Raw genomic sequence first — 10947 nt, forward strand, 5'->3', positions numbered from 1 at the left:
GCCCCAGCGACAGCTGACCCATGGTTGATCGGTTCACGACAAGCGTGGGCGGTCCGGGGCTCATACGGCCCCGGACCGCCCGCTCCGACGCGCAGGAAGGTGGACAATGGACGGTCCGTCGGCGCTGGCGGCGGCGGTCCCGGCGGCGGTGCGACTGCTCGTGATCGCCGAGGACGGCGATGAGTTCATTCTCGGCCGGCACGGTCTCGGGGTGTACGTCGCCGTGCCCGAGCCGGGCGCTGTCTTCGTCCGCGCGCTGCAGGAAGGTTGTTCGATCGAAGAGGCCACCGGCCGGGCCAGCGCCGCGGCGGGAGCGGACGTCGACGGTGCCGATTTCCTCGACGGCCTGGCCGCTGCGGGCCTCCTGGACCCAGACACGGACGGTGGCCCGCCTGCGGAATCCGACGCTACGCTCCGGCCCGGCCGGTCCATTCGCTGGATCGAAGGGATCAACCCGCGGACTGCGCGGCTGTTCTTCGGCCGGCTCGCCTGGGCGCTTTACGGCGGGGCGGCCGCCGTCAGCGTGCTCCTGCTGGTCGCGCAGCCGGCCCTTCGCCCCTCCTACAGCCACGTCTGGTGGCTGGCCGACCCGGTGCTCTCGATCCTGGCGTACCTGCCGATCGGCTTCGCGCTCGCCGCCCTGCACGAAATCTGGCACTGGCTTGCCGGCCGTGCCGTCGGCGTGCCGGCGGCATTCCGCGTCAGCCGCCGTGGCATCTTCCTCGTCTTCGAAACCGACCTCAGCCAGATCGTCACCATCAACCGGCGGGCGCGCTACGGGCCCTTCCTCGCCGGCATGGCGTTCGACGCCACGATCCTGGCGACAGCGCTGAGCCTGCGATACGCCCACCGCGCCGGTGCGGTGGCGCTGCCAGCGGTCCTCGACCGCCTTCTCGGCGTCATCGTGCTCTACCTGGTCATCGGGATCATCTGGCAGTGGGCGGCGCTGTTCCTGCGTAGCGACGGATACGCCGTCCTGGCCAACGCGCTGCGATGCCACAACCTCTACCAGGCGACGGTGCTGACCACGAAGTGGCGGCTCTGGCGGCTGACCGCCGACGAGGCTGCCGAGTTGGACGCGATCGGGCCGCACGACCGGGCTGTTGCCCGCTGGTTCGGCCTCGTGTACCTCGCGGGACTCATCGTGATGTTCTGGATGGTCCTGAACTACGGCGTGCCGTTCGCCCTCGCGATGGGCGGCTGGGTCGTGGCCAACCTGGCGGCGTTCTCACCGGCCTACGTCGCCTTCTGGGAGTCGCTGGCCGTGCTGGCCTACCTGGTGCTCGGCTATCTCGCGCCGGCCGCTATCGCATGGCGCGAGCGTCGGCTGCGGCGGTCGGGAGGATTGCTGTGAGGTTGCATCCGCACCGCTGGTGGTGGCGGCTCACGACGATGCTCGCCATCGGGCTCGCCGTGGCCATGCTGGTCACCGGCCCTTGGAGCTTCCGCAACCCGGCGACTCCGACGGCCGACGCGGACCCGCCACCGTGCCCGGTTGGCGAAACCCTCCCCATCATCGACAGCCCGCACATCTCGCAGGCCGAGGCCGCCTCGGTGCGGTACTCGTCCGAGCCGCCGACGTCGGGCCCCCACTTCGCCTTCAGCCTGACGCCGGGCGTCTACGACGACCCGGTCCCGGACGGGTTGACCGTCAACGCCTTGGAACTCGGCCACGTCGCAGTGCTGTACGCGGCCGACACCCCTGACCGGGTCATCGACGAGATGAGCCGGTTCGCCCACGCGAACGCGAGCAGCGTCATGCTCGCGCCGCATCCTGCCGTTCACAGCGGGATCGTGCTTACCGCCTGGGGATGCCTCCAGCGGCTACCGGCGTACGACGCGGCGGCGGCGGAAACCTTCGTCGCGCGTCTCGCCGGCCGGTACGTACACGGCTGGACACGGTCCTGACCCGATCCGAGACCGCCAACTGGTGCCCACGTCACCGATTTTGCGCCCTCGCCTACTGTCGAGCCTGACACGGCGACCGCGATCTACCGATCGCGGTCGCCCTGATCGGCGCTTCGGGGGGCGAACAGGTGCCAGCGGTGACGTTCCGGCTGCTCGGTCCTCTCGAGGTGCGCGTCGACGAACGGCCGGTACGCGTGGGCGGCCCGCGCAGCCAGGCCATGCTGGCCGCGTTGCTGCTGGAAGCCAACCGCCTGGTACCGGTCTCCCGGCTCGTGGACGCCGCCTGGGGCGACCATCCCCCGGCGAGCGCCGAGGTGCAGGTCCGTAACCGGGTGGCCGCCGCGCGGCGGGCGATGCGCAGGGCCGGACTCGCCGCCGACGTCATCGGCACCCAGGGCTCCGGATACCTGCTTACGGTCGCCAACGGTCAGCTCGACCTGGACGTCTTCGAGGCACGGGTTCGCGAGTCCGACCGGCACATCGACCAGGGCGCGCCGGAGGCGACCGTGGCCAGCCTCCGGGAGGCGCTGGCGCTGTGGCACGGTCCTGCGCTCGACGGCCTGCGTACGCCGGCGCTGACCGCCGCCGCCCAACGTCTCGACGAGCGCCGCATGACCGTGGTCGAGCGGTGCCTCGATCTCGAACTGAGCCTCGGCCGGTACGACGAGGTGATCGGCCGGCTGCTGGAACTCGTCGAGGCGTACCCGTGGCGCGAGCCGCTGGTCGGGCGGCTCATGCGGGCGCTGCACCTGACCAACCGGCCGAGCGAGGCGCTGGACCGCTTCGACCAGCTTCGCCGCCGGCTGGCCGAGGACCTCGGCGTTGACCCGACGCCGGAGCTGGTACGGCTGCGGGACCTGATCCTGCGCAACGATCCCGGCCTCCAGGTCGTGCCCGAGCCCACGCTCAGAGAGCTCCACCAGGAGACCCTTCGCGGTGGTTCGGCGCCGAGTCCGGCGGGCCAGGCGACCGCTGACGCCGACCGCCAGGCCAGGACCGCGACGACGGAGCGACGTTCCGCGCCGCCCCCTGAGGTCCTGTGGTTCGGGTTGCTCGGTCCGCTGCGGGTGGAACGGGACGGCTCGGCACTTCCGGCCCTGCCACCCCGGTCCCGCATCGTGCTCGCCTGCCTGCTGGTGCGGGCCGGCGAGTCCGTTGATCTCGACACCCTGGCGGAGGAGATCTGGGGGATGGATCCGCCGCCGGCGGCCCATGCCGAACTGCGCGAACGCGTCGACGCCATCCGGCACCACCTCGGCCCGGCCGGTCGAGACCTGCTGGTGCCCGCCCGGGGCGGCTACGTCATGCACCTGGCACCGGACCAGCTCGACGCCCAGACCTTTCGACGGCTGACCGGCGCCGCCCGGGCCGCTCGGACCGCCAACGAGCAGGACCAGGCGTTGTCCCACCTGGGCCGGGCGTTCGCCCTGCGCCGCGGCGTGACGCTCGCCGACGTCCGAACCGGACCGCTGCTCAGCTGGTACACGGCGCAACTCGACGCGGAGTTCACGTACGCGGTGGAGGAGCAGGCCACCCTGCTGTTGCGACTGGATCGGGCGAGCGACGCGGTGCCGCTCCTGCGCCGGCACGTCGCTGCCAATCCGACCCGGGAACGGGCGCACGCCCTGTTGATGAACGGGCTCAGCCAGGCCGGCGATCCGGCCGGGGCGCTGGAGGCGTACGAACGTGCCCGGCTGGCCCTGCGTGAGCAGCTCGGCATCGAACCGGGGCCGGACCTGCGGCAGGCCCACCGCGCGGTGCTGACGCAGGACCGGACGCTCTGGGCACCGAGCCATCCGGTCACCGGTCCGGTGCCGTCGGCGGAACCGGCCGGGGTCCGACCGCGACAGCTGCCGCCCGCACCCGCCGTACTGGTCGGCCGGGTCCGGGCGCGTACCGCCCTGCGGCTCGCCGCCGGGGCGTTCCGCACCCGGGCGCGTCCCGCCGTGCTCGCCCTCAACGGTCCTGCGGGCTCCGGGAAGTCGACCCTGGCGGTGTGGCTGGCGCACATGTTCGCCGACCGGTTCCCAGACGGCCAGCTCTACCTGTACCTGCACGGTTCCACCCCGGCGCTCACCCCGCTCACCCCGCTCGCGGCCCTGACCCGCTTGTTGACCGGCCTGGGCTTGCCTGCCTCCGCGATCAGCGGGGACCAGGCGGAGGCGGTCGCCCAGTTCCGTTCCCTGTCGGCCAGCCGCAAGGTGATGATCCTGCTCGACAACGCCATCGACGCAAACCAGGTCGCTCCGCTGTTGCCCGCGTCGGCGGACTGCCTGGTGCTGGTGACCAGCAGGGTGATGCTCAACTCGCTGGACGGTGCGGCGCACGTGCCGGTCGGCCCGCTGTCACCCACGGAGTCCGTGCGGATGCTCGCCGAGCTGATCGGTGCGGAACGGGTGGCGGCAGAGCCGGAGCAGGCCGCCCGGCTTGCCCGGTTGTGCGAGCACTTTCCGTTGCCGCTGCGGGTGGTCGGTGCCCGTTTGGCCGCTCACCCGACGCTGCCGCTTCGCCGGCTGGCGGATCGGCTGACCGACGAGCGGAACCGGTTGGACCTGCTGGAACTTCCGCAGCTCAGCGTCCGGGCCTGCCTGCGGTCCGGGTACCAGCAATTGCAGGAATCCGGAACTCTGGTAGACCAGCAGGCGGCTCAGGCGTTCCGGCTGCTGGCCGAACTGGCCGCGCAGCCGTTCGACGCCGCCGCGGTCTCCGCGCTGTTGGACGTACCTCTGACTCGGGCCGATGCAATCGTGGAGCGCCTCGTCGAACTGCAGTTGCTGGAGCTACTCGAGTCCGACCGTTATCGACTCCACGACCTGCTGCGTCTTACTGGCCAGGAACTGATCGAGGGCGACGAGGCCGGTCACGAGACGCGCGCCGCCGCAGACCGCATCATCGCCTACTACGTGGCGACCGCCTGGCGGGCGGCCAGCATCGTCCGGCCGGGACCGCTCGACCACCGTCCGGTCGAGTCGCCGCATGCCGTGACCTTCGTCGACCCGGCGGCTGCCAACCGATGGCTCGAGCGCGAACTTCCCACGCTGCTGGCTGTCGCTCGCCGTCATCCCGACGAGGCCGCACTGGATCTGTTGCGGGCGATCGGCCACTACCTGGCGCCCCGGTCGCGGTGGGCGGAACTCGGCGAGCTCGCAGCGCTTGCGCGGGACGCCGCGGCCGGCGATCTGTGGGGTGAGTCGCTGGCGCTGACCTCACTGGGGCTGGCCACGCACCGACTCGGTAACCCGGAGGAAGCGTTGGCGCATCTCAGGAGCGCGCTGGCGATACGGAAGCGTACCGGTGATCCTCTGCAGGCGACGACGCTGCAGCTCATCGGATTGATCGACTACGAGATCGACCGGCCCGCCGATGCCGTCTCCTGTTTCGTTCAGGCGTACCGGCTGCACCGGAAAACGGGTATCAACTTCAATCTGGCAATCAGCCTGCACAACCTCGGCGAGGCGTACGACGTCCTGGGCCGCCCGGCCGCCGCGGAACGTTTTGCCCGCCGCGCACTGGAGGCCCGGCAGGCGCTCGGTGACCGGTTCCTGGCGATGTCCCGGGTGTCAGTCGGCCGAGCCCTCGTCCGACAGGGCCGGGCTGAGGAAGCCCGCTGGTGGCTGGACCGCGGAATCGCCGAGGCCCGAGAGGTGGGATACGGCGAGGCGGAATGGCACGGTCTGATCGTTCGGTCCGAAGTAGCGGTGCGGCGCGGTGAATCTGAGATCGCCCTTGCCGACCTACACCGCGCTGCGCACCTCGCGGAAAATCTGGGCCGCCCCTTCCTGTACGGCATCGTGCTCCGGCAGTCCGCTCAAGTGCACCAGATGACCGGGAACGTCGGCCTTGCCGAGTCGAGCCTGTCCGCCGCGCGAGAGATCCTAGACAACTGCGTGACCGGCCGCGATCCCGGGATCGAAAGATTCTTGGCCGACAGCGATCCCGACGGCTGGACGTTCCGTCCTGCTGACCGCCGTCGCCCGGGCCGCGTGGTGGAGAGCGATCTCGACGGCGGAGGCCACGACGGCATTTCCGATGCCGCCGAAGACTCGGATGGCGTCGATGGCGGGTCCAGGGACGAACTGGGCGCCGGTGACGGCGACCAGGGCGGTGCAGACCGGTCCGCGGCGGCAGACGTAGCTGGCCGGGTCAGCACCGCCGGCGTCACGCGGCGGTGACCCGGTCAGCAGGCCCGCAGGTTGGCGCGCAGGGCGCCCGGGACCACGCGGCATCGTCACGTGCGGAACCCCAAATGCGGTCAGCAGCATGCACCGCCGGTGCGGGGAGAACTCGGGCCATCGGCCGGCTCGGTGCACCATCACCGGGCGTAGATAGTGCACGGTTGAGGGGCGGCGTGCTCGGCGAGCCAGCCGAGACCGTGATTGCGGCGCGCCGGCCCGGCCTGAGCGTTGAGGTCCTGCCCCGACGGTCCGCCGAGCGACAGGCGCGCCGGCAGCCCGGCGAGTCGGGCGGTCCAACCGGCAGAGGCTGCGGCAACGGCGCAGCGATAGCCTGCTGTCATGGGGAGCGCCGAACTGGATGAGTTGATCGTCGCGGACGCCGACGCGCTGCGTGCGTGGTTGTCGGTCAACCACGCCACGTCGCCCGGTGTCTGGCTCGCCCTGACCAAGAAGGGCGGCACGGTCACGACGCTGACCTGGCAGCAGGCGGTCGACGAGGCCCTGTGTTTCGGCTGGATCGACGGGCAGGCCCGGAAACGGGATCAGGAGACCTCCTGGATCCGGTTCACCCCTCGCAGGCCCCGCAGTTCCTGGTCACAGCGCAACGTCGCCCACGTGGCCCGGCTGGAGGCGCAGGGGCGAATGCTGCCCCCAGGCCGCGCCGCGGTGGAAGCCGCGAAGGCGGACGGGCGGTGGGCGGCCGCCTACGCCCCGCCGTCGGAAGCCGGGGTGCCGGCCGACCTCCTCGCCGCCATCGCTGCCGACCCCGCCGCCCAGGCCATGTTCGACGTACTCACCAAAACCAACCGGTTCGCCCTCATCCACCGCGTCAATGCCGTCAAACGGGCGCAGACCCGAGAGCGGAAGATCGCCGAGTTCGTTGCCATGCTGGCCCGTCACGAGACGATTTACCCGCAGAAGGCCACGCCTCCGAACTCGCCGTAATCGGCATCGTCATGATCATGTGCACTCATCTGCCGCCGGCTGCGCGCTACGCGATGTCACCACAACGGATCAAGCCGGCGCCCGGTCGCGCCGAGTTGAGTGCACGCGATGCCCGCGCACTGCAGCACTCCCAAATGCCTTACCGTGGGCGCCGATCCGGAGGCCGTCGTAGGTCGTGGGCTCAGGTGAGGCGTCGTACCCCGATTGCTTTCTTCATGCCCTTAACCAGCACGGGTTGCCGGCCTGTTCGTATGAGGGGCACGCCCGCACCGCGTCGCGGAGTCGCCGCATGTAGTCCGCGGTCCCGTCGCCGCCAAGGTGAAGATGTTTGACGGACCATGCCCTACGGCGCGTTGCTAGCCGGCTCGTCGGCCTTCACGTAGGCGGCGAGCCGGCCGAACACCGGAACCTTCGTGGTCATCTGCGTGGAGCCGACCTGTACAGGCTCGGTGGCCTCGGCCGGCTCCCGCTTTGCTGCCCGCAGGGTGAGTCCGGCGATGACCGCCCCGGCGGCGACGAGGATCCCGGCGCCGATGAAGGCGGCGGAGTAGCCGTCAGTCAGGGCAGGCAGATCACCGAGCCAGTCGGCGCCGGCGGCGGAAGCGACCGCCGTCATGGCGGCCAGGCCGAGCGCGGAACCGATCTGGTAGCTGGTAATGACGATTGAAGGTCGGTGCGAGATTCCTTCCGACACGCAACGGGAGACGGGTGTGGCCGTGCAAGGGTTCAACCGGACGATGTCTTGCGGCGTGACCCTCGGTCTCGCCCTTCTCCTGGCGACCCTGAACGGCTGCGGCGTCGGCTCGCCGTCGCCAGCCACCCCGCACGATGAGGGGTTCAGCCACGTGCACGGACTGGGCGTCAACCCCGTAGACGGACCAGTTCCTCGCCTCCGGACACCCGGCGCCTGGCGACGACGCTCCGCCGCACCTCGGGCTGATCCAGTCGACCGACGCGGGCCGCACCTGGAGGATCCTGTCCTTGGCCGGGGAGGCCGACTTCCACCTCCTGCGCGAGTCCGGTGGGATGGTCTACGGACTCGACTCGACCAGCGGGGCTCTGCTGGCCAGCGCTGACCGAAGCACCTGGGAGAGGCGCTCGACAATCGAGGCGTTCGACCTGGCGGTCGACCCGACGCGGGCGGCAACCCTGCTGGTGACCACCGAGCAAGGCCTGCAACGCTCCACGGACGGCGGCCGCACCTGGTCCCCGGCGAACAGCCCCGCCCTTCTGCTGCTGCTCCACTGGTCCGACCGAGGGTTGTTCGCGGTGACGACGGACGGTCGAGTCGTCCGCTCGCCCGACGGCGCAACCTGGTCGGTCACCGGCGGCCGCGTGCCGGGTACCCCAGCCGCCCTCACCGACCATGAGGATTCGCTCTACCTGGCCACCCTGGACGCCCGCGTGTTGCGCAGCGCGGACGGGGGCGCCACCTGGCAGCCACTGCCGTCCTGACCGGCCGCTGCGTCGCCGGCGGCCGGCAGGGTACGGGGGCCACCGTTAGGTCCGCGTTGGATGGCCGAGACGTCCGCACCGGGCGGGGACGGGCCGCGGCGTCTTCCATTGGCTGCCCATCCACAACGTGCCGCTGGTCAACATCCGGTCGATGGTGTCACCTTCGCGTCTTGACGGTGACGGCGTGAATCAGATGGCAGCGGTTGGTGGCGGCATCCCCGCATCGGGCCCGACCTCCACGTTGTCGTGGTGCCCGGGCGACCGAGCGCATTGAGCCTCAGCGCACGGTTGCCGCCGTATCAGTGGGCTTTGGCGAACCAACTCCGGAAAGTACATGTGCGTGTAGCTGGCTGCCGAGCGGCGTGGAGCCAGAGACAAACCGGCGGGCGCACGCCACGAGTATGCGAACGCCTAGTGGTGCCGGTAGTCCGATTCCTGCCGCTGGGGTTTAAGACAGGCTGACGCCGAGGAAGCCGGTGGCTGGGTCCCTGTCCGCACCGCCAGCTATGACGTTCCGCTGCCGGATGGGTGGTTTCGGCCGCTAGAAGTGGCGCTCATTCTCCTCCTACTTGGGCATGGGCGCAGCGTTTCGACCGAACCGGGTCGGGTAACCGTCGCTCGGGAGCCCGGTAGGCCGGTCGCGAGTGCGGCAAGCCGGGCGTGTTTGTCCGAGGCGCCGACGGTGTACCGCGGGTCTCCCCCGGTGCATGCGCCTTCGATTCTTCTAAGGCGCCGAACCCGATGGGAGCTTCATGATGAACTCGATTGCCCGCAAGACCGCCCTGTCCGTGTCAGGTCTCCTGGTCGCCGGTGGCGTCCTCGCCGGTCCGGCGGCGGCTACCCAGGCCATCCCGACCGAGAGCACGCCGGCCGTGGCCGCTCAGCCCGCGCCTCCGGGCGAGGGCAAGCGGGTGCTCGAGCACGACTACCAACGGCAGCCAAATGGCTACTACTGTGCGCCTGCGGCGACCCGAATGGCACTGACCACCCAGGGCAAGACGCCCAGCCAGAAGGAGGTCGCCAAGAAGCTCGGCACAACCCTGGACGGCACCGACTCGGTCGACCAGACCACGCGGGTGCTCAACGAGGTATCCGGCGGCGGCTACGAAACCAACAAGATCAGCGAGACCACGGCAAAGCCGGAACAGGTCGATAAGCTGCGCGTCGACGTGGTCGAGGCGGTTGACGCCAAGCGCGGCGTGGTGGCCAATACCATCGGCACCGGAGTTGACACCAAGGGAGATCGGCATCCCTTCCCGGGCGGGCACTACGTGAGCGTGGTCGGGTACCGCGACGGTGGTGAAGAAATGAAGGTCGCCGACCCGTACGACCCGAAGGCGCACTACTGGATGAGCGACGACAAGCTCGCTGACTGGGTCGCCCAGCGCGGTTACTCCAGCTGACCGTGGCGGGGCGCCACACCGGCCATGGGCCGGGCCAGAAGAGCGGGCCCGGCCTGCGGCTGTGGCACGCGCGGCGCCGAGGCGATCGCGACAGCACGATGAGCCAGGAACAGGCCAGCCAGCCCCGCCGGCTATTGAGCTTGTCCCGACCTCGTTTCCGCTGGTGAGCCTGGGTTAACAACGTGAACGTCGGTGTTCAACCGGAGGTCAACAGCTTGATCATCTTTTGGTCGAAGAGAACCACCGGCGTGTGGGCAGCGTCCCTCCTTTGTGGCCTTCCACATCGGTCGTGATCCGATCGTGACTCGCGCCGTCGGACGCGTTGGTTCTCATCGACCAGAAGATGATCTACCCGCTGATCACCGGTCGAACACCGACGTTCGCGTTGTCAACCGCAACCCACCAGCGGCAACGAGCTCGGGACAAGCATGGCAGGTGCTCGCACGCGGTCCGGGCGGAGGGACGCGGCGGCGCCGGCGGCAGCGGCCAGCCGAGCGGATGATCGTCGCCGTCGGCATCGGACATGCCGCCGAGGTACCCGCTGCCGTCCACTCCCGCTGCTGCCGTGGTCATGGCCGTGGCGGGCATCTTCGTGGGCGGCGTGGCCTCGGGGCAACCGGGTTGCGGCGGGACAGGGCCGTCGAGTAGGTTCCCGGGCACGCCATCGAGCCCGAAGGGAGGTCAGAACAATGTCCGATGTTCTGCGCCCCTTCCGCGGCCCGGCGTATTCGCGGATCTGACCGGGGCGTCTGCTTTCCGGAGGATCAACCTATGGCCGATCTGGTCGTGCGCCCGCTCGTCGCGGGCGAGGAGAAATTGTTCGAGTCCATGCCCGACCCGCTGCCCCAGCTGCGTCAGGTCGGCTACGCCGAAGGGCTCGCCGGCGGCGGCTACCGGCCCGAGCACACCTGGATCGCCCTGCGCGCCGGCCGGGTCGTCGGCCGGGCGGCTTGGGTCCTGCCGCCGGGCTCCGTCGGCGCCCCGTGGCGGGAGCGCTTCGACCTGGCCGCCGAGCCCGAGGTGGGCGCCGCGCTGCTGCACGCCGCCCACGAGGCGCTCGG

The 10947-nt window shown here is 70.5% G+C and carries 7 protein-coding genes and 2 pseudogenes; 8 read left to right on the plus strand and 1 reads right to left on the minus strand.

Translation table 11 applies throughout. The features are described from left to right. Nucleotides 1-160 precede the first annotated feature (160 nt). From KBX37_RS09970 to KBX37_RS09985, 5 genes and pseudogenes are all read left to right on the plus strand, one after another. Complete coding sequence (locus KBX37_RS09970) at nt 161-1354, plus strand: hypothetical protein (protein WP_210775606.1); 1194 nt, start codon at nt 161-163, stop codon at nt 1352-1354. Between the two features lie 65 nt (nt 1355-1419). Beyond that, on the plus strand, nt 1420-1908 hold the full coding sequence (locus KBX37_RS09975; protein ID WP_247657522.1) for a DUF3105 domain-containing protein: 489 nt from the start codon (nt 1420-1422) through the stop codon (nt 1906-1908). Between the two features lie 353 nt (nt 1909-2261). Next, nucleotides 2262-2714 (plus strand): annotated as a pseudogene (locus KBX37_RS35935) (BTAD domain-containing putative transcriptional regulator); the annotation flags it as partial. 261 nt (nt 2715-2975) lie between these two features. Next, a complete protein-coding gene (locus KBX37_RS09980) occupies nt 2976-6080 on the plus strand; it encodes a BTAD domain-containing putative transcriptional regulator (RefSeq protein WP_307849022.1) in 3105 nt (1034 codons plus the stop codon). Nucleotides 6081-6422: 342 nt separating this feature from the next. Further along, the gene (locus tag KBX37_RS09985; protein WP_210775609.1) at nt 6423-7028 is read left to right on the plus strand and encodes a YdeI family protein; all 606 of its coding nucleotides are present in this window, start codon (nt 6423-6425) and stop codon (nt 7026-7028) included. Between the two features lie 343 nt (nt 7029-7371). Here KBX37_RS09985 and KBX37_RS09990 read toward each other — a convergent pair whose 3' ends face one another. Further along, complete coding sequence (locus KBX37_RS09990) at nt 7372-7848, minus strand: hypothetical protein (RefSeq protein ID WP_210775610.1); 477 nt, start codon at nt 7846-7848, stop codon at nt 7372-7374. Nucleotides 7849-8009: 161 nt separating this feature from the next. Here KBX37_RS09990 and KBX37_RS09995 point away from each other — a divergent pair, with 161 nt between their 5' ends. From KBX37_RS09995 to KBX37_RS10005, 3 genes and pseudogenes are all read left to right on the plus strand, one after another. Next, complete coding sequence (locus KBX37_RS09995) at nt 8010-8483, plus strand: hypothetical protein (protein WP_210775611.1); 474 nt, start codon at nt 8010-8012, stop codon at nt 8481-8483. 755 nt (nt 8484-9238) lie between these two features. Then, complete coding sequence (locus tag KBX37_RS10000; RefSeq protein WP_210775617.1) at nt 9239-9886, plus strand: C39 family peptidase; 648 nt, start codon at nt 9239-9241, stop codon at nt 9884-9886. A 771-nt stretch (nt 9887-10657) separates the two neighbouring features. Next, nucleotides 10658-10947: pseudogene (locus KBX37_RS10005) on the plus strand (acetyltransferase); the annotation flags it as partial.

The sequence above is a fragment of the Micromonospora sp. U56 genome, assembly GCF_018070095.1.
Lineage (GTDB): Bacteria > Actinomycetota > Actinomycetes > Mycobacteriales > Micromonosporaceae > Micromonospora > Micromonospora purpureochromogenes.

Bases quoted from the DNA above. Each gene is read 5' to 3' on its own strand.
- KBX37_RS09975 (WP_247657522.1), top strand. From the start codon at position 1,420: ATGCTGGTCACCGGCCCTTGGAGCTTCCGCAACCCGGCGACTCCGACG.
- KBX37_RS09985 (WP_210775609.1), top strand. From the start codon at position 6,423: ATGGGGAGCGCCGAACTGGATGAGTTGATCGTCGCGGACGCCGACGCG.
- KBX37_RS10000 (WP_210775617.1), top strand. From the start codon at position 9,239: ATGAACTCGATTGCCCGCAAGACCGCCCTGTCCGTGTCAGGTCTCCTG.